This is a genomic window from Lentzea kentuckyensis (assembly GCF_002150765.1).
GTDB classification, from domain to species: domain Bacteria; phylum Actinomycetota; class Actinomycetes; order Mycobacteriales; family Pseudonocardiaceae; genus Lentzea; species Lentzea kentuckyensis.
Map to the genome: position 1 here is coordinate 15,798 of NZ_MUYM01000072.1, position 24,458 is coordinate 40,255.

The 24,458-nt window shown below is 69.9% G+C and carries 18 protein-coding genes; 3 read left to right on the forward strand and 15 right to left on the reverse strand.

The features are described 5' to 3' along the window. Positions 1–7 precede the first annotated feature (7 nt). The 3 genes from B0F77_RS30955 to B0F77_RS30965 are packed head-to-tail and all read left to right on the forward strand — an operon-like array spanning position 8 to position 3,219. A complete protein-coding gene (locus B0F77_RS30955; RefSeq protein ID WP_086666541.1) occupies positions 8–943 on the forward strand; it encodes a carbohydrate ABC transporter permease in 936 nt (311 codons plus the stop codon). A gap of 4 nt (positions 944–947) precedes the next feature. After that, positions 948–1,835: a carbohydrate ABC transporter permease gene (locus tag B0F77_RS30960; RefSeq protein ID WP_086666542.1), complete on the forward strand. Its 888-nt coding sequence runs from the start codon at positions 948–950 to the stop codon at positions 1,833–1,835. Positions 1,836–1,848: 13 nt separating this feature from the next. Then, positions 1,849–3,219, forward strand: coding sequence for a GH1 family beta-glucosidase (locus B0F77_RS30965; RefSeq protein ID WP_086666628.1), 1,371 nt, complete (start codon positions 1,849–1,851; stop codon positions 3,217–3,219). Here the strand turns inward: B0F77_RS30965 and B0F77_RS30970 are convergent. The 15 genes from B0F77_RS30970 to B0F77_RS31035 all read right to left on the reverse strand — a co-directional run bounded on the left by B0F77_RS30970 (position 3,188) and on the right by B0F77_RS31035 (position 24,442). Continuing rightward, positions 3,188–4,573, reverse strand: a complete 1,386-nt coding sequence (locus B0F77_RS30970) for an alpha/beta hydrolase (protein ID WP_245848870.1) — start codon at positions 4,571–4,573, stop codon at positions 3,188–3,190. The two genes, B0F77_RS30965 and B0F77_RS30970, sit on opposite strands and share 32 nt — an antisense overlap. Before the next feature lie 41 nt (positions 4,574–4,614). After that, positions 4,615–6,822 carry an NACHT domain-containing protein gene (locus B0F77_RS30975; protein WP_143466982.1) on the reverse strand — a complete coding sequence of 736 codons (2,208 nt, stop codon included), beginning with the start codon at positions 6,820–6,822 and terminating at the stop codon, positions 4,615–4,617. A gap of 55 nt (positions 6,823–6,877) precedes the next feature. Beyond that, positions 6,878–7,021, reverse strand: coding sequence for a hypothetical protein (locus B0F77_RS48125; protein WP_158102865.1), 144 nt, complete (start codon positions 7,019–7,021; stop codon positions 6,878–6,880). Between the two features lie 71 nt (positions 7,022–7,092). Next, positions 7,093–8,472 carry a hypothetical protein gene (locus tag B0F77_RS30980; RefSeq protein WP_086666545.1) on the reverse strand — a complete coding sequence of 460 codons (1,380 nt, stop codon included), beginning with the start codon at positions 8,470–8,472 and terminating at the stop codon, positions 7,093–7,095. Between the two features lie 46 nt (positions 8,473–8,518). Then, on the reverse strand, positions 8,519–11,839 hold the full coding sequence (locus B0F77_RS30985; protein ID WP_143466983.1) for a CHAT domain-containing protein: 3,321 nt from the start codon (positions 11,837–11,839) through the stop codon (positions 8,519–8,521). 55 nt (positions 11,840–11,894) lie between these two features. After that, positions 11,895–12,851 (reverse strand): catalase family protein, encoded by a 957-nt coding sequence (locus B0F77_RS30990; RefSeq protein WP_086666547.1) that lies wholly within the window; start codon positions 12,849–12,851, stop codon positions 11,895–11,897. A gap of 8 nt (positions 12,852–12,859) precedes the next feature. Next, positions 12,860–14,608, reverse strand: coding sequence for a lipoxygenase family protein (locus B0F77_RS30995; protein ID WP_158102866.1), 1,749 nt, complete (start codon positions 14,606–14,608; stop codon positions 12,860–12,862). 127 nt (positions 14,609–14,735) lie between these two features. Beyond that, a complete protein-coding gene (locus B0F77_RS31000; RefSeq protein ID WP_086666549.1) occupies positions 14,736–15,269 on the reverse strand; it encodes a phosphotransferase-like protein in 534 nt (177 codons plus the stop codon). Between the two features lie 58 nt (positions 15,270–15,327). After that, on the reverse strand, positions 15,328–16,689 hold the full coding sequence (locus tag B0F77_RS31005) for a condensation domain-containing protein (RefSeq protein ID WP_086666550.1): 1,362 nt from the start codon (positions 16,687–16,689) through the stop codon (positions 15,328–15,330). Continuing rightward, a complete protein-coding gene (locus B0F77_RS31010; protein WP_086666551.1) occupies positions 16,689–17,756 on the reverse strand; it encodes an LLM class F420-dependent oxidoreductase in 1,068 nt (355 codons plus the stop codon). Before B0F77_RS31010 ends, B0F77_RS31005 begins: the two co-directional genes overlap by 1 nt. Further along, complete coding sequence (locus B0F77_RS31015; protein ID WP_086666552.1) at positions 17,753–18,943, reverse strand: cytochrome P450; 1,191 nt, start codon at positions 18,941–18,943, stop codon at positions 17,753–17,755. The genes B0F77_RS31010 and B0F77_RS31015 overlap by 4 nt, the downstream gene beginning before the upstream one ends. A gap of 27 nt (positions 18,944–18,970) precedes the next feature. Further along, complete coding sequence (locus B0F77_RS31020) at positions 18,971–20,674, reverse strand: acyl-CoA dehydrogenase family protein (RefSeq protein ID WP_086666553.1); 1,704 nt, start codon at positions 20,672–20,674, stop codon at positions 18,971–18,973. After that, entirely contained in the window at positions 20,671–22,371 is a 1,701-nt protein-coding gene (locus B0F77_RS31025) for an acyl-CoA dehydrogenase family protein (RefSeq protein WP_086666554.1), read from the reverse strand. Before B0F77_RS31025 ends, B0F77_RS31020 begins: the two co-directional genes overlap by 4 nt. Continuing rightward, positions 22,368–24,137 carry a fatty acyl-AMP ligase gene (locus B0F77_RS31030; protein WP_086666555.1) on the reverse strand — a complete coding sequence of 590 codons (1,770 nt, stop codon included), beginning with the start codon at positions 24,135–24,137 and terminating at the stop codon, positions 22,368–22,370. Before B0F77_RS31030 ends, B0F77_RS31025 begins: the two co-directional genes overlap by 4 nt. Positions 24,138–24,181: 44 nt before the next feature. Continuing rightward, positions 24,182–24,442, reverse strand: coding sequence for an acyl carrier protein (locus B0F77_RS31035; RefSeq protein WP_086666629.1), 261 nt, complete (start codon positions 24,440–24,442; stop codon positions 24,182–24,184). Between the last annotated feature and the right edge of the window lie 16 nt (positions 24,443–24,458).

Genomic DNA, 24,458 nt, shown 5'->3' on the forward strand with positions numbered 1-24,458 from the left:
CGCTGACATGGCTTTGATCGACCGGCAAGTGGTGGACAGGGCGGCCAGGAGGCACCGCTGGGACACGAAGTTCGCGCCGTACGGGTACGTGGCGCCGTACTTCCTGATCTTCGGTGTCTTCGGGCTGTTCCCCCTGCTCTTCACCATCTGGGTCTCGCTGCAGGAACGCAACCTGCTCGACGAGAACGCCGCGCACCTGGTCTGGTTCGCGAACTACGCGCACCTGCTGGCGGACCCGTACTTCTGGAACGCCATGGGCAACACGATGAGCCTGTGGCTGCTCACCACCGTCCCGCAGATCCTGTTCGCGCTGGGGATCGCGGCCCTGCTCAACCGCAAGGTCCGGACCCGCACGCTGTTCCGGATGGGCGTGATCCTGCCGAACATCACCTCGGTGGCGGCGGTGACGATCATCTTCGCCCAGCTGTTCGGCCGGGACTTCGGCCTGGTCAACTGGGTGCTGGACCTCTTCGCTGCCGGCCAGATCGACTGGCAGGCGGGCACGGCCACCTCGCACGTCGCGATCGCCGTCATGGTGGTGTGGCGCTGGACCGGGTACCACGCGCTGATCTTCCTGGCGTCCATGCAGGCCATCTCGCCGAGTCTGTACGAGGCCGCCACTTTGGACGGTGCGAGCGGGTGGCAGCAGTTCTGGCGGATCACGGTGCCGCTGCTGCGGCCGCAGATCATCTTCACCACGATCATCGCGACCACCGGGAACATGCGCCTGCTCGCCGAGCCGTTGCTGTTCAACCCCGGTGCGGCGGCCGCGACCGGCGGTTCGGACCGGCAGTTCCAGACCGCGGCGCTGTACCTGTACGAGCAGGGCTTCACCAAGTACGACTTCGGCTACAGCTCGGCGATCGCGGTCGTGCTGGCGATCGCCACGATCATCGTCGCCGGTCTCGGCTACCTGGTGACCAAACGGATCCAGACGGAGTGAACCCATGACCGCTGTGCTGGAACGTCCCGCACCGGTGCGCCCCACCGGTCCCACGGGAAGGGCGCGCAGGCTGGCCAGGCGCGTGGCCGGACCGTGGACGTACGCCGCGTTGATCGCGGTGCTCGCCGGGTCGGCCTTCCCCGTGTACTGGTCGTTCGTGGTGTCCTCGCAGACGCCGGACGCGATCGACAGCGTGCCGCCGGTCCTCGTGCCGGGCGGCCACCTGTTCGAGAACATCGCCCGCGTCTTCGACACCACCGACTTCGCGCTGGCGTTGCTGAACTCGATCATCGTGTCGGGCACGGTCACCGTGTCCGTGGTGTTGTTCTCGACGCTGGCCGGGTTCGCGTTCGCCAAGATGAAGTTCCGCGGCCGCAACGTCCTGCTGCTGCTCATCATCGGCACGCAGGCGATCCCGACCGAGCTCGGCATCATCCCGCTGTACATGATGATGAGCGAGTTCGGCTGGGCCGGACAGATCCACGCGGTGATCGTGCCGGGGCTGGTGACCGCGTTCGGCGTGTTCTTCATGCGGCAGTACTTCGAGCGGGCCATCCCGGACGAGCTGCTCGAGGCTGGACGGATGGACGGCTGCCACTCGTTGCGACTGTTCTGGCACGTCGCGCTGCCGGCGGCCCGGCCGGCCGCGGCGGTGCTCGGGTTGTTCACGTTCATGCAGGCGTGGAACGACTTCTTCTGGCCGCTCGTGGTGCTGGTGCCGGAGAACCCGACCGTGCAGACCGCTCTGTCCACTTTGGCCAGTGGTTACACCACCGACTACACGCTCGTGCTCACCGCCGCGACGATCGGCACGGTTCCCGTGCTGGCCGTGTTCCTGTTGTTCGGCCGCCAGATCGTCGGCGGCATCATGTCCGGTGCCGTCAAGGGCTGACCTCCCCGAGGAGATCGTTGTGAGTTTTCCGGCCGGCTTCCGCTGGGGTGTGGCGACCTCGGCCTATCAGATCGAAGGGGCGGCGCGACTCGACGGCCGCGGTCCGTCCATCTGGGACACCTTCGCCACCGTGCCCGGTGCCGTCGCGTCCGGCGACACCGGTGACGTGGCGGCGGACCACTACCACCGCTGGGCCGAGGACGTGCGGCTGCTCGCCGACCTGGGCGTGGACGCGTACCGGTTCTCGGTCTCGTGGTCGAGGATCCTGCCGGACGGGCACGGGCGGGTCGAGCAGCGCGGCCTCGACTTCTACCGGCGGCTGATCGAGTCGCTGCTCGACAACGGGATCGAGCCCTTCGTCACGCTCTACCACTGGGATCTGCCGCAGGCCCTGGAGAACCGGGGCGGGTGGCGCGTCCGCGAGACCTCCGGCTGGTTCGCCGACTACGCGGCGACCGTGCACGAGGCGCTCGGTGACGTCGTCTCCAAGTGGACCACGTTGAACGAGCCGTACTGCTCCTCGATCGTCGGCTACGGCGAAGGCCGCCACGCACCGGGCGCCCGTGAAGGCCACGGTGCGCTGGCGGCGGTGCACCACCTGCTGCTGGGCCACGGCCTGGCGGTGCAGGCCATGCGCGCCAACGGGTTGCCGGGTCAGGAGTTCGGCATCGTGCTCAACCAGTCCCCCGCCGTGCCGGTGACGGACTCCCCCGCCGACGTCGCCGCGGCGAGCCGTCAGGACTGCCTGTTGCGCCGGCAGTTCACCGACCCGTTGTTCGGTGGCGCGTACCCGGACGAGCTGACCTCGATGTTCGGTGCCATCACCGACTTCTCGTTCCGGCACGACGGGGATCTGTCGATCATCGGCGAACCACTGGACTACGTCGGCCTCAACTACTACTACCGGCTGCACGTCGCCGACGCGCCACACCGGGAACCGGACCCGGCCAAGCGCACCGCCCACGACATCGGCGTCGACACGACGCAGCTCCCGGACGTCCCCCGGACCGGCATGGGCTGGCCGGTGGAACCCGCCGGGCTCACCACCGCGCTGACGGACCTCAAGGCCCGGCACCCTGATCTGCCGCCCGTCTACGTCACGGAGAACGGCTGCGTCTATCCCGACGTGGACGGGTTCGCGGACCTCGACCGCATCAACTACCTCCGGGACCACATCGAGGCTGCCGAAGCGGCCGCGCGGGCCGGAGTGGACCTGCGCGGCTACTTCTGCTGGTCGCTGCTCGACAACTTCGAGTGGGCGCACGGCTACAAGCACCGGTTCGGCCTGATCCACGTCGACTACGCGACCCAGGCCCGCTCACCGCGAGCGAGCTACCACTGGTACCGCGCGTTCATCGCTGCGGCTCGACCGCTGGGCAGCTGACCGCCGGGATCGTCAGGTCCAGCAGGTAGGCGTCGACGCCACCGCGCGTGCAGTCGCTGCGGGGATAGGCCACGTGGCCCCAGCCCTCGTAGGTCAGCAGCGCGGTGTTGCGCGGCGCCTGCCGGTGGATGTTGGCCGCCCAGGCGTACGGGGTGTTCGGGTCGTGCCGCGCGCTGAGGACGAGGATCTTCGGCGCGTGGCCGATGTCCAGCCGGTGCGGTGGGTTGCTGGGCGGTCCTGGGACGCCGGCGCACGTGGTGGCCTCGTCGTGGCCGATGAGGCTGCCGCGCATGATCGGTGACCGGCGCAGTTCCTCGGCCCGCAGCCGGGAGTACTGCTCGAAGTTCCTGATGCGCAGGGAGAAGTCCTGGCAGACCGTCGCCAGCCGGACCGACTCGTAGTTCGGCTCGAAGACGAGGGAGGCTCGGCGTTGCGTCTCCGTGCCGGCGATCAGGTCCGCGCCCCAGGCCCAGTCCGGGGCGCCCAGCGCGAAGTACAGGGAGTCGATCAGCCGCTGCCGGCCGAACGGTTCACCGTCGGCGCGGACGAGGGCCGCTTCCCAGGCCGTGTAGACGTTCTGGCCGTGCAGGGCGCAGGAAACCGTGCGGTCGCACCAGCGGGCGAACTCGGCGAACGAGTCGTCCACGGCCGCGGCCCGGTCCCCCATGAAGCGCCTGAGGTCCGCGCTGTGGTCGACGACGCTGTCGAGGGCCATCGCGCGGACCCGGTGACCGAACTTCTCGGCGTACGCCTGCCCGAACACCGTGCCGTACGACAGCCCGAGGTAGCTGATCTTCCGCTCGCCCAGCGCCCGCCGGGTGGCGTCCATGTCCTGCGCGACGGTCGCGCTGTCCGCGTGGTCGAAGATCGGCCCGCTGCGCGCACGGCACTTGCCGAGCACGTTCTTGTTGTACTGCAACAGAGCGTCGAACCCGGCCTCGTCGGCCGGGTAGCTCGACGGCGCGTCGGTCATCAGGTCGGCGCAGCGGATCGGCAGGGTGTTGCCGGTACCCCTCGAGTCGATGCCGACGATGTCGAACCGCGCCCGGAGCTCCGGGCTGAACAGGCGGGACAAGGCGAACGCCGCCGCCGAGCCGCCCGGACCTCCGGGGTCGACCATGAGCACGCCGATCCGCCGCGCCGGATCGGTGGCCTTGTGCCGCGCCACCGCGACATCGATGCGCCGCCCCCACGGCTTCGCCCAGTCCAGCGGCACGCTCAGCGCGCCGCACTCGCCCTGCGGGTTGTCCGGGCATGGCGCCCATGCGATGGCCTTCGGTGGTTCGGCGTTCGCCGCACCTGCGCAGACCACCAGAACCATCGCGGCAAGCGAACTTGCCAGCACCCGTCTCACCAACCGCACAGTGCCTCCCGCTCTCAGGTGAAGTGATCACCCTATGAGGGAAAGGGCTTTCCGAACACGGCCGTCTGGCCGGAGGCCGAGCGCGACGCGAGGTGGGACTGCAGCGTGCGGTGCAGGAACGCGTGACCGAGCACGGTCTTCCGCATGATCACGCGATCCTCGGCGTGGGCGAAGAACTCGTCGATGTCCCGCGGCAGCGTGTCCGACTCGACAATCGCGCGCACTGCGCTGGTGTGGCTCCACCAACCGCTCAACGACACCGCGAAACCAGCGAGCCACATCCCGACACCGGTGGCCAGCAGGATGAAGTACATGGTCGGTCGCATCCCGGGGTCCGGGACGAACCTGATCAGCAACGACGGGAGCCACAGGCTCACGGCGAGACTCGCCGCGCCGGTCAGCGCGCGGACCCACAGCGTCGTCCGGGCGGCACGTCGCGCTGAACGGTGTCGTTCGCCGGACCGCCGCTGCGGCAACGAGATCACCGCGGACGTCAGGCCCGCCAGCGCTCCTGGCAGCAGACTGAGCGGCAACGCCTCCGGCCCGCCGACGATCCCGACGCAGACGCCGGCGAACAGGCCCATCACCGGTGGAATGATCATGGCTGAGCACCCCGCGGTGACGTCCACGTCCCACCGGCTGCCCACGGCGTCGCTGAGGTCCATCCGTGACCTCGCCTGTCGCCCCGGCATCTCGTGGTCGGCGCCGAACAGGTTGGCCAACGCAGTCCCCACCAGCACGAACACGGTGATCAACGCCACCACGAAGTCGGTCTGGACCCACGCCACCGCGGCCACGGCCGCCCCCGCCACGACTGCCGCGACCAGGTAGAGCCGCGTCGCCGTCCGGCCGGCGAGCGGGTCGATCGTCCGCACCCACGTGAGGTCCAGCGAGTTGACCGCCACGCTGTCCTGCTCCACGGCTTCCATCAATCGCGCAAGCTTGCGCAGGTAGGCGACGATCTCCTCGTCGCTGTGGCTTACGGCGCGCACGCCGGTGCGACTGCGTTGCCTCGGCAACGCCTCCTGCAGATACGCGTCCCACAGGTGATCGAGCCGGTTCGTCAGCAACTGCGCCACAACGTCGTCAGTGACGTCCTTGCCCTGATAGGTCAGGACCGCGACCGTCAGTGCGAGCGGCGTGTTCAACAACGTGGCCAACTCTGGATTCCGCTGACACGCCGTGCGCAGCGACACCAGCTCGTCGCCGGCCATCTCCAGATACTCGTCGACCTTCTCCGGGCTCAACGGCAGGATCTCGGCGGCCACCCCGAACCGCAGCAGGCTGCCCGTCTCGAAGTACTCCGCCGTCCGGCTGCACACCACGAGTCCGGTGTTCAACCTGGTGCGCAGCAACGACAACACGCGCACACACCGCCTGCGGTCAGCCTGATCGCGGATCTCATCGAGCCCGTCCAGGAGCAACACCACCGGGCTGTGGTCGGCCCGCAGCCACTCCGTGACCTTGCGCTGCGGCACCGCGTACAACTCGCTGATCTCCCACGCCAGCCAGTCGATCGTGGCGTCGAGCACCTTCTCCACGTCCTCGACCCGCTCCTGGTAGGCCTGCCGCCGCCGCTCCCGGACCGCGTCGTCGACCTCCTGGTCGGTGCGCAACGCGCTGAGCACGTGCTGCAGCTCGGGCAGGTCGAGCCGCCAACTGTTCGCCGACAACGTGACCACGATCGGCACGGGTCCGTCCTGCTCGGACAACAGGTGTTCGGCGAGCCTGAGCAGCTGCGTCGTCTTGCCCGCGCCGGGCGCGCCGAGCAGCACCAGCCTGCGTTCGGTCTCGGGCGAGGCGAACAGCTCGACCACGTCGACGTCGAGCTCGCCCTCGTCGTCACCGACCTTGCGCAACGGCCCGGAGATCGCGTCGTGCCGCTCCCGGAACCCGAGGCGCGCGGGCACGATCTGTTCCAGCGAACTGTGCAGGAATCCCTTGATCCAGGTCTTGTGCACCTGCTGACGGAGGTCGTCGAGATACCCGTCGGCAGCACGATCGAACGCCCGCCCGTCGTGCGGCCGCTCCACCGGCCCGCGCCGTTGCCACGCCAGCGCACCGGCCAGCAGTCCGACCGCCGCGAAGGCCAGCAACGCGAGCCCGGTGTGCTCCCGCATCCACGCCTGGCCCGGCAGGGGGTTCGCCGCGGCGAAGTCGCCCAGTGGCGCGAAGTAGGCGGCGGCGATGGCGGCCACCACGATGGCCGCGACCGCGGGCAACGCCCCGCCCCGCCTCACCGGGTGACCTCCCGCGCGAGGGCCGCCGTGCTCGCCCTCGCGCGAGCCTGCCCGCTCAACTCCCGGACCCGGTACAGGTGGCCGGGCCGCCCTCCAGCCCGGCGATGCCGTCGTTGACCGTGATCTCCCGCTTGAACCGCACACCGGCGGCGGAGTTCCGCACGCCGGGCACGGTGCCCTCGGGTTGATCGGTGGTCACTCGATGTGTATCAGAGGGCTCACAACTGTCGTTACGCCGCCGGGAAAGCGTTGCCGGATCGCGTGGAATGGTCAGGCGTTCTCCCGCGCCGCGAGCCACGGCGGCTGGGTGATCGTCCACGTCGGTTCGGTCCGCCAGCGGCCGAGCACGTCGCACGGCTGCCACGGGGCGTCCGGGTGCTGCCGCGTCTCCTCGGTGGTCGCGGTGTGCCGGATGAGCACCATGAAGCCCGGTTCACCGTTCACGACCTGGAAGTAGCGGGTCCCGGTCACCAGGCGCGCCTTGATCCGCTGCACCTGGGCCGCGTCGATCGGCAGCGTGACGAGCGTCAGCGGGCTCGCGGTGGGCACCCATTCGCCCTCGCGCAGGAACATCTCCCACCGCGGTGACGTGTCGGCCGCGCAACGGATGAGCGAGAACGCCTTGTCCGGCTCGGCGGCGTCGCGCAGGGAGTCGAGCACGGCGAAGTAGTAGTGGCCGTCCACGGGCCGGGCCTGGCGGCGCGCGGATCGCACGGTCAGTCGCAGGAAGAGGCGGTACGCCTCGAAGTCGCTCAGCGGCAGCACTACCGGGGCGTCCGGGTCCGGCGAGCGCGTCAGGCCGTAGGCGGAGTCGAGGTCCAGGACGTCGTTGGGGTGCTGGAACATCGCGTAGCCGCCGGTCAGCTCGGCCTTCTTCTGGTCGCGGTGGAAGCGGACGAGGGCGGCCATCACGGCGATCGCGTGGTCGAGGGTGACCTCCTCGGCGCCGGCGTTGGGTTCGTCGGCGATCTGGCTCAGCAGGTCGCCGGGCACGAACTCGCCGTCGGCCGTGAACATGATCGGGCCGACCGAGGAATTCTCCTTGCGCGGCACACCGGCCACGGAGAACGGGTTGCCGTTGATGGTGGCGACGTAGTGGCGCAGGATGTCGTTCTCCCACGTGGCGTCGATGCGCTGTTTGAGCTCGCCCGCCTCGGCCGCGCTGATGGCGACGTACTCCTGGCGCATGTCCTCGCCGCGGTCGATGTCGTGCAGCTTGTCGCACGACTCCCACATGTTGTGGCCCGCATATTCCTCGTCGCCGTAGAACTCGGGGCGGCGCACCAGCATGTACGCCAGGGAGAGGTCGAGGACGTCGAGCGTGGCGCGGAAGACCGCGAAGTACTTGTAGTCGGTGAACTCGGACAGGTGCTGCCGCGCGCGGATCACCTGCACCAGTTCGACGAGGAAACCGTTGGCGTAGCCGACGTTCGCCGGTCGGGCGGTCCACCGCGGTTCGGCGGGCACGCGGCTGAGCAGGTCCGAGGGTTCCCAGCGCAGGTTGTGCGTGAAGGCTTCTTCGACGGCGCCGGTCTGCCTGACCACGGCGAGCGGAAGTGCTTCGCCCGCAACGAGAATGATGGTGTAGCTGACGTTCGGGTCCTCGACGCCCGCGTAGTAGTCGCGCAGGCCCCAGTCGGCACCGGTCATGTGATCGCCCCCCAGCGGATCTTTCAGGCAGCATAGCGCCGCGGCCTCACGCTCCGGCGTGCAGGTAGCTCGCCCACCGCGATGGCTCGGCCGGAACCCTGTTCCGCAGCGCCGACTGCACCCGGTGCAGAGCCACGGCGGAACGGCCGGCATCCGGCCCGGCCCTGCCCAGAATCTGTTGGTAGACCTTCTCCGCCACCTTCGCCGCCGTCGCGTCGTAGACGGCCCACTGGGTGCCGACGACATGGCGGAACCCGGCCGTCTGGAACGCGGCGGCGAGGTGGATCGCCTCGTCCGAGAGCGTCGGCTCGGTCCTCGCGGTGTCGCAGGCCGAGAGGTAGGCGAACTCGGCGTCGGCCAGCCGCAGGCGCGCGATGTCGGGTACGCGCAACGGTTCGTCGGCGAGCAGGAGGTGGCTCTCGGACGGGTTCGCCGGGTCGGCGTGGCCGTGGCAGGCGAAATGGGCCCACGTCGTGTTCGTCAAGGCCTCCAGCACCGCCGTGCGGGTGGCCGCCGAGCCCGGGAGCACCGTGCGGGGTCGCATCCTGGCCACCACCTCGGCCTCGAGTCCGGCGTGCGGCAGGTCGCGGGCTCTCGGCGTGGCCGGCATCGTGACGACCAGCTGGTGTGGAGCGGTGCCCGCCGAGCCGCGCCGGGCGTGCCGCAGTGCGCGGATGGTGGGTGTGTAGGAGGAGACGACGTGATCGCCGACCCACTGTCCACCGTGGACACCGGCGGCGTGCAGCGGGAGCAGTGCCAGCGGGCCGACCGGCGACCACCACACCCTGGGCAGGCTGCCCGCCGGAGGTGCCAGCTCGTCGAGCACCGGGCGGGCGACGGTGTGCCACAGCCATTCGAGCGTCTCCAGCACCGCCTGGTCGCGAACGAGGCGGTCACCGTCGGCGAGACTGGTCTGGAACGCCGTGACACGCCGCCGCAGCTCGTCCTCTGCCAGTTCCGGCAGGGCAACGGCTCGCACCCCGCTGGGCGTCACGATCAGGGCGTCGCTGCGGTGCGCGCTCGTGTTGACGAGCACGATCGGCCCTTCTGCGGCCACCTCGGTCAGTTCCGCGAACGTCGGGCGTCGCAGGAACTCCTCGTGGCCGGGGAGCGCGCGGATGTCGGCCAGCACGTCCTCGAAGGACGCCGCCAGCGCCATCCGGTCCGCGTCCCGTTCGCTCTCGATCGCCTCGCTCACCTGCTCGAACCGCGCGGCGAGCTCCGGCGCGTCCTCGTGCAGCGCGCCCAGGTCGGCGCGGGAGTCGAGTGCTTGGGCGGCGAGCACGCCGCGGCCGACCTCCAGCGCGACGACCGCGCCCGCCGGGCTGCCTGCGGTGAGCGCGCACGCGGCGGCCTTGGCGCCGAGGCCGCTGAAGCGGCGCAGCCAGTACTGGGCGTCGTCGCGGCCGAGCCGTCGGGAAGCCAGGCGGGGCAACAACCCCACGGCGGTGGCGAACCCCACGGCGGCCTCCTCGGCGCGTCCGGTGTCCGCTGCCAGGTCGCCCCAGTCGATGGCTGCCTCCAGACGGTCGTCGACCGGCGAGGCCGCGAACCCGGCGGCGGTGCGCAGCACCTCCAACGCCTCGGTCAGCGCGGCACGATCGCCGGTCTGCGCGTACCGGGCCCGAAGCGCGCGGCCGAGCACGCTCAGCGTGCGGGTCCGGCCGAAGTGCCGGTCGTATCGGACCGCCTCCCGCGCCAGCGCGACGGCCTCGTCGACCTCGCCTCGCGACTGCAGCACCTCGCTCAGGTTCGTCAGGCGAACGGCCCGGTCCAGGTGCTTCCCAGGGGTGAGAGCGAGAGCGGCGCGGTGGGCGGCGATCGCGGCGTCCAGCGCGGTTCTGTCACCGTGGCGATCGAAGAGCGTGTGCTGCACCGCGCCCAGGTTGCCGAGATGACGCGCCCGCTCCGGGTGGCTCGCGGGCACACCGTCGACCACCCGGCGATGCACCTCAACGCTCTCCCGCAACGCGGCGGGATCACCGGTGCGGTCGTACCAGGAGGACAACATCGCGGCGAGATTGCCGGCGTGGTGCAGGAAGTCTCCCTCGTCCGGGATCCGGGTCGCGGACCGCCCGGTGGTCACCGCTTCCTCCAGCACGGCCAGTTCGCCGGTCGCGTCGTACCTTTTGCTCAGGCACACCGCCAGCTGACCGAGGTTGGCGGCGCTCGGCAGCCGGGCGACGGCCGCACGGGCGAGTTCGATCGCCTTGTTCACGACGGCGAGTTCACTGTTCTCCGCGAACACCGCGAGCAATGTGACACTCGCGTTCGCGAGGTGCCGTGCGCATGGATCCAGATCGATCGCTTGCCCGTGCAGCTCAAGAGATTCCGCGAGGTCACCGCCCCTGGCCCTGGCGAGTTCGAGCAACGCCGTGGCCAGCGTGTCCAGGTGACTCGCGCGACGCTCGCGGATCGGCGTGCCGGACTCCACGGCGGCCCTGGCGAGTGCGATCCCCTCCACCAGCAGGCCGGGCTCGCCGGTCTGCTGGTACCGCGCGATGCGGCGCACGGCCTCCGCCGCGAGCAGCTCTGCCTGGTCCGGCACGGTCGTCGCGCGCGGGGAAGCGTTGAGCGCCCTCAGGTTCCGCTCTGCCCGGTCCCTGGCCTCGTGGCCCGGCGGCGCGATCGTGGCCGCCAGCGTGTGGGCTTCGACGAGCACGGCCTTGTCCCGCGCCGAGCCCGTCCGCTCCCAGCGGGTGTCCAGCATCGCGCACAGGTGTTCCTGACGTTCGATCGTGCTCTCCGCGCCGACCGGGGACATCGTGACGGCCTTGCGAGCCTCGGTGATCGCGTGGTCCAGCGCGTCCAGGTCACCCACCGCGTCGTACCAGTCGGCGAGCGCCAACGCGTAGGAGTACTGGTAATGCGCGGGATCCTTCTGGTCGTCCGGCAGGTCGACGGCCGCACGGGACAGCGCCACCGCCTCCGCGAGCACGTGCCGCTCGCCGGTGCGCTCGAAGACCGCCCGCAGCACCCGCGAGAGCATCCGGTGATGTAGGGGACGGTCGGGACGCAGCGCCATCGCGTGGCGGGCCAGCGACTCGGCCTCGGCCAGGTCGCCCGGATCGCCGGTCTGCCGGTACAGCATGTGCAGCAGCAAGGCGTAGTCGCCGACCTGGAGGGCGTTGTCGGGGTCGTCGGCGAACGCGGCCCGTTCCAGCTCTCGTGCCTCGTGCAGGTCGGCGACCGCGCCCCCGCACCGGAACCGGTCGTACAGGATCCCGGCGAGGGGTGAGCGGTACCTCGCCCCTCCCTGTTCCGCCACGGCCCTGCGCCCCGCCGTCACCGCCGCCGACAGGGTCTCGGCGGACTGCGCGGCCTGCGCCACCCGCAGCGCTTCCTCGAAACGTGCTCCCCAGTCCATCGGGATCACCGTATCGGTCTGCGCCCGTACGCACGGCCGCGTTCGCCCGGAAGGGCTACTTGGCGCCCCGATTCAGCTGGCTCGGGCGGTACGCGACCTTGCGGGCGCGCATCACCTCGCCCAGCGGGCGGTGTTCGGCCAGTGCGTTCCACGGGTCGAACTTCGCGGCCTCCACCTGGGCGGCGAACTCCTCGTCCGGTTCCTGCCGGCCGATCACGAGTCGCGCCACCGTCCGGTACGGCGAGTCCCAGATCGCCGCGGCGTCCTCGATCGGGGTGCGCGCCTCGTCGACGAAGAACTGCACCTGCAGCTCGTGCACCAGCGGGGCTTCGGCCAGGCGGCCGTGGACGTCGGCCGACCAGTCGTCCGCGGCGTGCGGGTTCACCCGGTCCGAGGCGGCCCGCAGCCGGACCCGGACGGCGTAGGGGCCGCAGGAGATCGGGGCCGCGCTGAAGAAGTCCTCGGTGGCGAACCCGGTGAAGGGCTTGTTCAGGGCGCCGCGCACCTCCTTGAGGTCACCGAGCAGGCGCGGTGAGCGGAGCAGGGCGCGCAGGATGCCCGGCAGGCCACCGCCACCGGCCGTGGTGATCTGGCTGAACTCCCTGCTGGTCGAGGAGCTGAACTTCTCGTGGTTGATCAGCACGAAGTCCTGGCTCGCCGCCGGGCCGCCGAACACGGACTCGCCGGTCACGCCGAGCACCTTGAACGCGAACCCGCGGATGTCCGGTGTCCGGTCGCGCGCCCGGTCGAACCCGCCGTTGGACAGCCGCACCCACACGTCGTAGCTCGCCTCGGTGGCCAAGATGCCGTGCCTGGCCTCCTCCGGCAGGTCGGCGGGCACTTCGAGGGTGGCTCGCAGCGCCGGGCGTTGCTTGCGGTGCAACGCCCGGCCCGTGCCGAACTTCGCGGACTTGCGCCGCTGCATCTCGACGAACAGGTCGGCCTGGTCCTGGTGCCGCCGCGCCTCGTCCGGCGCGACGACCTCCTGCCATTGCGTGCTCGGTGTGCTCATGGCTCCCGCTAGATGTTGGTGCTGTTGGGGATCAGCGACGGACGCAGGTACTCGTACGGCATCGCCCTGCGCCGGTTGCGGGCGACGATCTCGGCCTCGATGCTGCCGAGATCGGCCTGGAAGCGCTGGTGTCCTGCGGACACGGGGGTGTTCCTGAAGTCGTCCTCGTAGTCGCCGAGGACCGTGTGGTGGATGGAGCCGAGGAAGTTCATGACGCAGAACTGCTGCACGGCCACGTCGAGCGGCGGCAGGTTGTCGAGCCAGTCGGTCTCGGTGTGGCCCCTGCCGGTCGGTTCGGGGGTGTAGCCGGCCAGCGGGTTGGCCGGTAGGAAGGCCATGTGGTCCTTCTGCGCGAAGTTGACCGCCGCGTGCTGCGGCCCGGCCGTCCAGATCACCATGGTCAGGATCTCGACGAGGTCCTGCACATCGGCGACCTGCCCCGGCGTGGCACCGAAGTCACGGACCTGACCACCGTCCGGTGAGGCGACCTCGGCGGCCCACGCCTGCAGTTCGTGGTCGCTCACGACGTCGGCGTCGGTGCGGTAGTAGGCGCCGACGAAGGTGCCGACCCACTCCGAGATCGCTTGCCACACCAGCAGACCGTCGTCGCGGTACGGGAAGTGCGGCAGCTCGCGGCTGCCCGCGGTGCCGGTCGCCGCGAGCGTCGCCGGCAGGTAGTTGCCGCGGAACGACCGGTTCGCGCGGTGCTTGGCGAGCCACGGGTAGGTGCTGGCCAGGTCGGACCCGATCAGGTACTCGACCGCCTTGCCCGGCTGGATCAGCAGCTCGACCGCGAGCTTGTTGATCGAGAACGTGCCCTCGAAGTGGCGCTTCAGCAACACGGCGACCGGGTGGTTGGCCGCGAGGTTGCGCACGGCGGCCAACAGCACGGGCTCGCTCATCAGGTGCGTGAAACCCAGGTGGGTCAACACCTCGTGGTAGGTGTTGTGCGCGGACAGCACGCAGTTCTTGGCGAGTTTCCACGAGTAGCCGTCGGCCGGGGTGTAGATGTCGCGGCCCGCCGGGTCCTGCCCGCACTGGATCGCGAACGGCCGCAGCGCCCCACCGCCGCGGGGGACGCAGAACGCGGCCATCGGCGCGTACATGTACTTCGGCGCCTGCGGGTGCTTGCCGTTGTCCAGTTCGGACATCGCCTCGTAGTCCACCCAGTACACCCGGCCCGCCGCGATGGCGGACTCCAGGTCGTCGCTCTCGAACCCCGGCACCGCGGTGAGGTGCGCCGAGGTGATCGGGAACTTGCCGGGGACGGCGGTCATCCGGTGCAGCCGGGTCGGGTCCGGACCGGCCACGAAGCACTCGGCGAAGTATTCGTCCGTCTCGAATCGCTCGACGATCGACGGCGGCTGGATCAATGCGAAAACTTCTCGGAATTCGTCCAGGCTCTTTTGTCTCATTTCGCCCGTCGTGCCGCCCGGCACCGGCATGAAGTAGTCGACGAGTCCGGCCATGTCGTCGGACCGGATCATCGCCGCCAGTCGCAACGGTGCCAGCGGCTGCAGTTCGTTGACGAAATTCCACCGGCCCCTGCGCTTGAGCAGGCGCAGGTTCATCCGGAGCTTTTCCTGGGCTTCGAGGGATTTGACCTGCCAGCGCTTCGCCGGACCGTCCTCCTCCGTCGTACCTGCGGCGACCGGGAAACCCATCTCCATGTTGTACCGGTACACCGACCGTACCGCGGCGACCTGCTCGGCCCGTTCTTCCCGGCTGTCGCGTTGCGAAATGAGATACTCCGGCACGAAACCCTCCACCCAGCCGACGCGATTTTCGCGATGATGCCACGAGTCGCGAACAAGCGCTCGCGAAGGCTCATTCAGGTCCGGGCACAGGTTCACCGAAAAAAGTGGAATGTCCGCGATGACGGAGCTACGCGAGCCGATGCCGGCCGGCCGCGAGAACGCGCCGGACCTCCGCGGCCGTCTGCTCCGCGTCGAGATCCCCGGAGTCGAGCGCGTGCCCCTCCAGATCTCCCAACCGGCCGAACGCCTCATGCAGGCCGGTGATCGCCTCGACGTTCTTCAGTTCGTCACCGACCCGCTCACGTGCCCGCGCCAGCGTGACGTCCAGAGAGGGCCGGAGGACCACATAGGACACTGTCGTCTGCTCCACGAGCGCCCGGAACGGCGCCAGGAACCAGGGTCCGAGGATGCCGTCGACCACGACGTCGTAGCCGCCGCGCGCGAAGGTCGCGACGGTGGCCACGATCGCGTCGATGACGACCTCGTTCTGCCGTTGCGCCGCTGGCAGGAACGGCAGCACGAACCCCGTGCGGATCGAGCGGTAGAACTGGTCGGTCGTCAGGTTCACGGTCGGGGTGTCCGCGCCGGTGGCGAGCAGCGCGGCCACCGTCGTCTTCCCCGAGGCGGGCGGTCCGGTCAGGATGATCACTTCGCCAGTCACGTCGGCGAAAGTTAGTCGCGGGTCGTCGCGAGAAACAGTCTTTTCTTTTCGCCGACGCTCATCGCTGGTGACGTGCCGCGGCAAGGATGTGGTGCATCCGCTCCACGAGTCGCGCGATGCCGTCCGCGCGCAGGAGGTTCGTCTCGAAGGTCAGGACCGGTTTCGCCGACGCGCCCATGATCGGCCCGACCCCGAGGTTGAGGGTGGCGGGGACGTTCGTGCGCTCCGCCGGGGTCTCGGTGATCGCGGGCTCGTCCGGATCCGCCGCCGCACCGGGCTCCGTCCGCTGGGCCGGTCCGGTCCAGCCGTCCCTGGCGACGACCGAGCGGACGTCGTTGAAATGGACGAACGGCGCGTGTTCCGGGTCAACGCCCAACCGGGGCAGGAACAACTCGCCGGGCGACTGGGCGTGGCGATACGCCGAGAGCGAGCCGCGGAACACTTCACGTACCGCGGACCGGAAGTCCGACGGGCCGCGCGAGTACGTGTACATGGTCATGTTCTTGAGCCGGGTGATCGATTCCTGGCGGGCCAGGTCACTCCGGTTCGAGCAGTGCAGGTAGCAGCCGAAGGCGTCGACGTCGAAGTGCTGTGCGGTGGCGAGCAGGAAGGCGGTGAGCAGGACCCCGGAGGAGCTCGTCCCGGACGTCCGGGCCACGTCGTCGGCGGAATCCAGCAGTGATCCGACGGGCGCCGTGATCGTGCGCACGGGTCCGCTGACGGCGAAGGACGGTCGCGGCAGGGCGTTGATGACCGCCATCTGCTCCTGCCAGTAGTCCAGTGCCTGGCGCTCGGCACGAAGGCCGGCCGCGGAGGTCTCCCAGCCGACCTGGTCGAGTTGCTGGAAGGGCCGGCCCGGCTCCGCCGAGGTGTCCCGCGTGATCGCCGCGAGTTCCGACCTGAACGACGTGACCACGTTCTCGCAGCCGGCGGCGTCCGCGATCATGCGTGCGACGCAGAACGCCACGTGGGTCACTTCTCCGTCCGCGGCCGCGAAGCCCGCGCGGAAGGGAAGGCCGTTCTGGATGTCGAGAGGCTCTTCGGCGGTCCGGCCGCGGAGGAGTTCGTCGGTCAGCGCCTGACCGGGCGGCACCTGGTAGCGGACGACGTCCACTTCGCCACCGCCGACGGACTCCTGGCTGACGACGCGGTTGCCGACGACGTGGAACCGCGTGCGCAGGGATTCGTGCCGGCTCACCATCCGGACGATCGCCGTCAGGAAGTCGTCGATCTTCGTGCCTGCCGGGACCGTCGTGCTGAAGCACAGGTCGTCGCTCAGGCCCCTGATCCCGGCCAGCCGGTGGTCCTTCCACCGAACCTGTTGTGCCCAGCCGATGTCTCCAGTGCGTTGCGAGCAGTCCCGGAAAGGAACCGGGCAAGGCTGCGGCACGAGAACAACGTCAGCGTCCGCCATGGTCATCAAGGCCCCTCGATCGGTAGGTCCTGGTTCACGACGCCGAGCGCGTCGGCGGCGACTCTCAGCGCCGCCGGTCCGTCCTGAAGCCCTCGTCTCCCGAACGGCGACACCGCCAGCGTCGTGACGCCGGCCGCGGCGAAGTCCCGCATCCGGCCGGCGATGCGCCGTTTCGGCCCGAGCAACGAGGTCGCGTCCAGGAAGTCGAACGGCACCGCGGCCGCCGCGCCGGAGAAATCCCTTTCCAGGTACCTCTCCTGGACTTCCGCGGCCTCCTGCGCGAAGCCCATCCGGCAGGCCAGCTGGTTGTAGTAGTTGTGCTCCTGGCTGCCCATGCCGCCGAGGTACAGCGCCGCGTACCAGCGAACCGCGTCGGCGCAGGCCCTGACGTCGTCACCGACGGCGATGGGCGTCATGGCGACGACGTCGAAGTCCTGGAGGTCCGTGCCTGCCCGTCGCCTTCCCGTTTCGACGTGCCGCAGCAACTCTCGCGCGAAGTCCGGGGAGAAGAACGACGCCAGCCAGCCGTCGGCGATCTCGCCGACCAGCTCCAGACTCGCCGGTCCGATGGCCGCCAGGTAGAGGGGAATGCGTTCCTGGACTGGGCGCAGGCTCAGCATCAGCGGCTTGCCGGGGCCGTCCGGCAGCGGCAGCGTCCAATGTGGACCATCGTGGGTGAGCAGCTCACGTCGCAGCGCCTTGCGGGTGATCTCGGCGTAGTCGCGCAGCCGGCCCAGCGGTTTCGCCCAGCGGACGCCGTGCCATCCCTCCGACACCTGCGGGCCGGACACACCGAGCCCGAGCCGGAAACGTCCTTGTGACAACGTGTCCAGGGTGACCGCGGTCATCGCCGTCATCGCCGGTGACCTGGCGGGAATCTGGAACACCGACGAGCCGACGCCGATCCGGTCGGTGTGGGCGGCGACCCATGCCAGCATCGTCGCCGCGTCGGACCCGTGCGACTCGGCGACCCAGCAGACGTCGTACCCGAGGCGGTCGGCCTCGACCGCCAGTTCGAGGCCGTTGGACGCGTAGCCGGCTCCCAGATAGCCGATGTTCAGCCCGAGTTTCATCGAAGCGCCACCGGCAGGGTCTCCAGGCCGAAGGTCAGGGAGCCGTCCCGGAAGGTGACGCCGTCCTGGACGTCGAGGCGGATCTCGGGAAACGCGGCGAACAGCGCCGGCAGCACGATCTGCATCTCCAGGCGCGCGAGCGGTGCGCCGAGGCAGTAGTGGATGCCGTGGCCGAACGCGAGATGCGGTGCGGGCGCGCGGGAGGGCACGAACTCCACCGGTTGGTACCGGTGCGGGTCACGATTCGCCACCGGAAAGGAACAGAGGACGCGGTCGCCCGAACTGACGGCGGTCCCCGCGATGACGACGTCGCGCCGCACCGTGCGTGGCAACGAGAAGTGGAACACGGTGAGGAACCGCAGGAGATCCTCTACTCCCCTGGCCGCGGACTTCTGGTCGCGCAGCATGACCTGACGGTCGGACGGCCGCTCCAGCAGCAGGAGGATGCTCTGCCCGATGAGGCTGGAGGTCGTCTCGTGGCCTGCCAGGAGCAACAGGTTTCCCATCGCGACGAGCTCGGCGTCGGTCAGCTCCGCACCGTGCCGGCGAACCAGGTCACCGAGAAGGCCTTTGCCCGGCGCCCGGCGCAGGCCGCGCACCAGATCGCCCATGTAGGACTGCATTTCGGCGCGGTTGTGCGCCCGTGCCAGCGGGGCGAGCCGGGTGTCGATGGCGATGCCGCTGCGGCGGCAGAACTCGTCGCGGTCCGTGCTCGGCACGCCCAGCAGTTCGGCGATCACGATGGCCGGGACGGGCTGGGCGAACTGGGCGACGAGATCGGCACGGTCGTCGTCGCGGAAACGGCTCAGCACCGACTGCGCGATCTGCTCGATGGCGGGACGCAGACCGGCGATGCGGCGCGCGCTGAACTCGGAGGTGAGGAGTCCCCGCAGCCGGGTGTGCTCTGGCGGATCGAGCCCCAGCAGCGATCCGGGTCCGGTGGGTGACGCGTCTCCCCCAGGTCCACCGGACGGCAGCCGCAGCACGTTGCTGAAGGTTTCGGGATCGCCGAGCACCCGACGGATCTCTTCGGCGTTCGTGACCAGCCAGGTCCGACCGGCACCCGGTGTCGTCATCGGCATGGCGATCTCCGTGATGCCACCCGCCGCATCGGCGGACAGCAGCTCAGGCGCCGGGTTCAGCGGCTGAGTCACGTCGCGGCGCATCGCCAGTGGCGCGGAGGTCATTGTTCTCCTCGTGGACAGGTCGGGTGATCAGAGATAGGAGGGCTCGGCGAGTCCGAAACCCCGTCCCGAACGCATGCGGGACATGGCTTCGTCCACGAGGAAGCCGGTCAGGTGCGGGGGAAGACTTCGTGGCCGGACCTCGGCCGCGGCGCGCAGCCGATGCAGGACCGCCGCGGGCCAGCGCGCGTCCGCGGTGAACGACGCGCTGTTCGCGCTCCGCGAGCGCCGCCACGTCTCGAAGCACGCGCTGGCCACCAGCACGCGGGCATAACGCTCGACGAGGTCGTAGACCGCGGGGTCGGCGGCAATGCCGAGACCGGCGATGTCGAGATCCGCACACCGTCCGGTGAGCGAAGCGAGCTCGGCGACGAAGTACTCCGCGTTCTCGACCAGCCCGCTCACCTCGCCGTCGCTCTCGATCTCCGCGAGCCCCACTGCGAGCGAGGTCGCCAGGCTCTCCTGTCCGCCCATGCCGACCCCGAGGGCGGCGAAGTCGAACGGCGGCAACTCGGCGTCCGGCACGAAGACGTTGTCGGGCAACGCTTTGGGCTGGGACCAACTTCGGCGGGCCAGCAGCGGTAACCGCGGGAACAACGAGACCTGGCAGGCGGCACGTGCGGCGTGCCCGAACCCGGCGGGCTGGATGTCCCGCAGCAGTTTCTGGAAGATCGCCGTCTCGCCGTCGCGCAGGTAGAAGTGCGCGCCGAGCACACCGGTGAGGTCGTTCATCGCGTCGATGAGGATCTTCGGCACGAAGAACTTCACGGCTTGGGCGTAGATCGCGGCTTCCGCGGGGACGACGTGCAGCGCCCGTGCCGCCACCGCGGCGAAGCAGTCGGCCGCGAGCAGGTCGGCGTGGGCTCCCGCGATCACCGCTCGGACGTGCGGCAGGTCGATCGCGGAGCCGCCGTAGAGACGGCGGCGCGTCGTGTGCCGCAGCGCGGTGCGGATGCCGGTGTCGAGTACGCCGCCGAACATGGCCACCAGCGTCGTGCGGGTCACCTGGAACGACCGCAGGGCGTTTTCCAGACCCGTTCCCGGTGCGCCCATCAGCGTCGAGGCCGGCACCCGGCAGTCGTCGAACTCGATGCCGCCGAGCTCGACTCCGCGCATTCCAGCGGTGTGGAACCGCGGCAGGTACCTCGATCCCGTGGCGTGCAGCTGCGCCTTGTCGACGAAGAGCTGCGAGTGGCTCCTGGCTCCTGCCTTGGCGCTGGTGCGGGCGAACAGCACGAACGCCTCACTGCGTTCGAGGTTCGTCACCACCTCTTTGCGGCCGTTGAGGCGAAGTTCGTCGCCGTCGATGTCGGCGCGGCATTCGGTTTCCGCCATGTCGTTGCCGTGAGCCAACTCGTGGTACGCCACCGAGATGCGCCTGCCCGCGGCGAGCATGTCCGCGGCGCACCGGCGTTGTTCGGCACTGCCGGCCGCCCAGATGTTGACCCCGGCGATGAAGGAGCTCGCGCCGTAGCCGAGTCCCAGGCACGGGTCTCGGCGGTAGACCGACCGCATGATCTCGACCAGGTCGTCCAGCCGGTTCAGCCGTCCGCCGAGTTCGGGCGGGACGAACTCCAGGTTCAGGCCCCACCGGGTCAGCGCCTGCTCCCCGGCGGCGAACATGGACCCCGCCTCGTCGGCGGCCAGGATGTTCTTGAACCCCAACGGGTTCCCAGGGTCGAAGGGATCACCGAGCAGCTGTTCGAGCCCGTGCTGCCGAGCTGGCGGCGTCATCGTCCCTCCCCGCGAGGGAAGATCGACAGGGCCTCGTGGCCACCGTCGTCCAGCGCGAGCCGGCCGAGCACGCCGAAGACGTCGTGCTCGGGTGTGTCCCGCGACGGGAGCCGGTCGACGATCAGCTTGAGGGCCGAGGTCAGCCACAGGCCGTCCTGCCACAGCCGCAGGTGTCTGGTCGTCGCGGCCCCGTCCGTCCACAACCGACAGATGGCCGCCGCGGCCAGGCACAGCTCGAAATCCCGTGCGATGTCGAATGCTTCCTGAGGCACCTGCCGCGGTCCGCGATCGACGTCGGCCATCTCCCCCAGTACTCGTCGCAGGCTTCGCAGAGCCGCCGCCGCGAGGCTCGCGGCGGCCGCCGGCACCTCCCCCGCGGTGGCCTGCGCGGCGATGGCCTCGCAGTCTTCCGCCATCGCCGGGATCAGCCAGCAGGAGCGGGCGAGCAGCCGCAGCCTGCTCGGATCCCACGGCTGCGACGGCGTGCCGAACACGCCTGAGCGGCCGGCCGGCTTCCGACCCGATCTGGTCAGGACCGGGAAATGCTCGACCGTCAGGTTTCGGCACACCGCCGTGCTGCCGTCGAAGATGCTGACGATGCGGTGATCACGGTCGAGCTTCTGGAAGGCCCGGTAGGGCTCGTTCGCGGTCAGAAAACCCCTGAGCCCGAGCAGTTCCCCGATCCTGGTGATCGCTTCCTGGCACACTTCCGGCACCAGTGCCTTGGTCACCGCCGAGATCAGCGACAGCTCCTCCGGGGCGTTGCCGGCGGTGCTGGCCGCGGCGAAGCTCATGGCTTCCGCCGTGTGCAGTGCGGCGATGCTTCGGCCGAGTTCCTGCTGGAGATGCGGCAGGTCCGCGAGTGTCTTGCCGTACAGCCGCCGCTCCCGCAGGAACCGCAGGCCGAGCGCCAACGCGTGGTCGAGCGCGCCCAACGACAGGCCGCAGCACATCGTGCGCGTCAACTGCAGTGCCTTCAGCGTGGTTTCGACACCGGAGCCGAGCGGGCCGATCACGGCCTGGGCGTCGACAGCGGTCTCGTGGAACGAGATGCCGCTGATGTCCGCGCCGCGGATGCCGTGCGTCGGCAGCTTCGGCGTCGCCGTCCAGGTTCGCGGATCAGCGCGGTCCTTGTCGAACAGGATCACGCTGAAGCCACGGGGTCCGCCCTCCGGGCGCGTCCGCGCGAGCACGCTGACCAGATCTCCGCGGGTCGCGTTGTTGATCAACCACTTCTCGCCGGTGAGCACCCAGCCCTGATCGGCCGGTGTCGCCCTGAGCTCGCCGGCGAGCAGGTCGGCGCCGTGCGCGCGTTCGGTCAGCCCCCACGAGACGATCGCGCGACCGTTGATCCGCTCGGCCAACCGGCGTCGCTGCCCGCTGTCGCCACCGAGCCAGACCGAGGCGGCCCCGAGAAACGTCTTCGGATGGCCGACGGCCAGGGTGAGGTCTCGCCGGGCGAGCAGCCGCACCAGGCTCGTGAGGTCGAAGAGGTGGTCGAGCTCGCCTCCGTTGCGGCGGTCGACGTAGAGGCGATGGATCTCCAGGTCGTCGAGGAACGCCGCGGCGGCAGCGGGAAAGACCTCCTTGTCGTCCAGCGCCAGCAACGTGTCCGGGCACAACGCTCCGCCGGGACGTGCCGCCTGTTCGAGCGCCGCCTCGATCTGGCCGAGCCGTGCGCCCGGCGTCCAGGTCATGATCCGGACCCGTCGTCGCTCAGCGCGATCTCGGGATCGACGGCGGACCACAGCGCCTTGCTGCGGCCGCGGAGAAAGGCGTCGCGGATGGCCAGCCGTTGGACCTTCCCACTGGTGGTGCGCTCCACCGAGCCTCGGCGGACGAGCTGGACGGCCGCGGCGAGGACGCCGATCTCGCGGGCGACCGTCAGCTTGACGGCACCGCCGATCTCCGCGAGCTGCTCCTCCTTCAGCCCCGGCCTGACCTCGTGCACCACCGCGATCAGCTCGTCGCCCGCGTGGCTGCTCACCCCGAACGCCGCGCCGAAGAGCCCGCGGAAGTCGGGGATCTCCTCCCTGATGGTGTGCTCGATGTCCTGCGGGTAGATGTTGCGCCCGCGGACGATGATCAACTCCTTGATGCGGCCGGTGACGTAGAGCTCGTCATCGTGGTCGATCACCGCGAGATCACCCGTGCGCAGGTACCCGGAGCGACCGTCGGCGGTGGTGCCGTTGAACACCCGTTCCGTCTCTTCGGGATTGCGCCAGTAGCCGGCACCGACGCTCGGCCCGCGCAGCCACAGCTCGCCGACCCGGCCCCGCGGCAGCACGGTGCCGTCCTCCGGATCGACGACCAGGGCGTCGAGGTCCCGGACGATCCCGCAGCTGACCAGGTCACGGGTGGCCGGGGTGGGAGCGGGGACGTTCGCCGCGGTCATGGTTCCCGCGCTGAGATCCGCTTCGTCGACCCGGCGGACCACCGGCGGGCGGTGTCCCGTTCCGGAGACGAAGACCGTGGCCTCCGCCAGGCCGTAGCAGGGGTTGAGCGCCTCCCGGCGGAAACCGGCAGGGGCGAACCGCTCGGCGAACGCGTCGAGGGTGCCGGCCTGCACCCGCTCCGAGCCGTTCGCCGCGTAGCGCCAACGAGAAAGGTCCAGCCCATCGAGTTGGTCGTCGGTGACCATGCGGGCGCACAGGTCGTAGGCGAAGTTGGGCGCCGCCGACCAGTCGAGGTCGTGTTCGTCCACGACTTCCAGCCAGCGCACGGGGCGCCTCAGGAACGCGGTCGGACTCATGATCGTCGCGGAGCTCCCGACGTACCACGCCGGAAGGATCAGGCCCATCAACCCCATGTCGTGGTAGTGCGGTATCCAGGCGCCGAACTTGGTGGTGGCGCTCATCCCGAAGTTGGACACGAGCATCGCCGCGTTCTCGGCGATGTTGGCCTGGGTCAGCATGACGCCCTTGGGGCTACCGGTGGAGCCCGACGTGTACTGCAGCAGGGCCAACGAATCGGGCGCGGTGGCGATCGGCTCGTCCACCGGCGGAGCCTCACTCGCCGAAGTGACGACGAACGCGGTCCGCCGGAGTCCGGCCGTGTCCATGAACGTCGTCACCTCGGCCCGGGTCGCCTCGGCGGTCAGCACCGCGGCGGGCTCGGCATCGGCGGCGATCGCCGCGACCCGGCGTTGCTGGTGCCGATAGCTGCCGGGCAACGGGGACGGCACCGCGACGACGCCCGCGTAGAGACATCCGAGGAACGCCGCGGCGAAGTCGGCACCGTCGGGGTACAGCAACAGCGCCCGGTCACCCGGCCGGCACACGAGCGCCAGCACGCCGGCGATCCTGCGGGCCGCCAGATCCAGTTCCCGGTAGGTGAGTTCGTGGACCGAGCCGTCCGCGGTTGCGTCGGTCACGTGCGCGATGGCCAGTCCCGCCGGCGTGGTCACCGCGTGCTCGTGCACCACGTCAGCGAGGTTGCGGACCGAGTCGACCCGTGGATTCATCGATGAGATGCCCTTCGGCTGAAGCACGGCGTGGCCGTCCCAGGTCAGTGGGCGGTGAGCTGGTCAGCGAGCGCTGACGTCAGTGCTGCCACGGACGGGTAGTCCCACATCATCGTGGCCTCGACGGAGACACCGAGGTGGTTCTCGATGTCGTCCACGATGGCCAGCGCGTACAGCGAGTCGACGCCGTAGTCGACCAGCGGCGTGTCCGCGTCGATGGCGGAAGGATCTCGTTTCAGGACCGCCGCGATGCGGTCGATGAGCCAGGTGCGGAACTCAGCCTCGTTGAAAGCCGCCGACGTCATGTGCATCTCCCAGTTG

Bases quoted from the DNA above. Each gene is read 5' to 3' on its own strand.
- B0F77_RS30990 (WP_086666547.1), bottom strand. From the start codon at position 12,851: ATGAGCACACCGAGCACGCAATGGCAGGAGGTCGTCGCGCCGGACGAG.
- B0F77_RS30985 (WP_143466983.1), bottom strand. From the start codon at position 11,839: ATGGACTGGGGAGCACGTTTCGAGGAAGCGCTGCGGGTGGCGCAGGCC.
- B0F77_RS31010 (WP_086666551.1), bottom strand. From the start codon at position 17,756: ATGAAACTCGGGCTGAACATCGGCTATCTGGGAGCCGGCTACGCGTCC.
- B0F77_RS30955 (WP_086666541.1), top strand. From the start codon at position 8: ATGGCTTTGATCGACCGGCAAGTGGTGGACAGGGCGGCCAGGAGGCAC.
- B0F77_RS31020 (WP_086666553.1), bottom strand. From the start codon at position 20,674: ATGACGCCGCCAGCTCGGCAGCACGGGCTCGAACAGCTGCTCGGTGAT.
- B0F77_RS30980 (WP_086666545.1), bottom strand. From the start codon at position 8,472: ATGACCGGTGCCGACTGGGGCCTGCGCGACTACTACGCGGGCGTCGAG.
- B0F77_RS31015 (WP_086666552.1), bottom strand. From the start codon at position 18,943: ATGACCTCCGCGCCACTGGCGATGCGCCGCGACGTGACTCAGCCGCTG.
- B0F77_RS31030 (WP_086666555.1), bottom strand. From the start codon at position 24,137: ATGAATCCACGGGTCGACTCGGTCCGCAACCTCGCTGACGTGGTGCAC.
- B0F77_RS31035 (WP_086666629.1), bottom strand. From the start codon at position 24,442: ATGACGTCGGCGGCTTTCAACGAGGCTGAGTTCCGCACCTGGCTCATC.
- B0F77_RS31025 (WP_086666554.1), bottom strand. From the start codon at position 22,371: ATGACCTGGACGCCGGGCGCACGGCTCGGCCAGATCGAGGCGGCGCTC.
- B0F77_RS31005 (WP_086666550.1), bottom strand. From the start codon at position 16,689: ATGACCATGGCGGACGCTGACGTTGTTCTCGTGCCGCAGCCTTGCCCG.
- B0F77_RS30960 (WP_086666542.1), top strand. From the start codon at position 948: ATGACCGCTGTGCTGGAACGTCCCGCACCGGTGCGCCCCACCGGTCCC.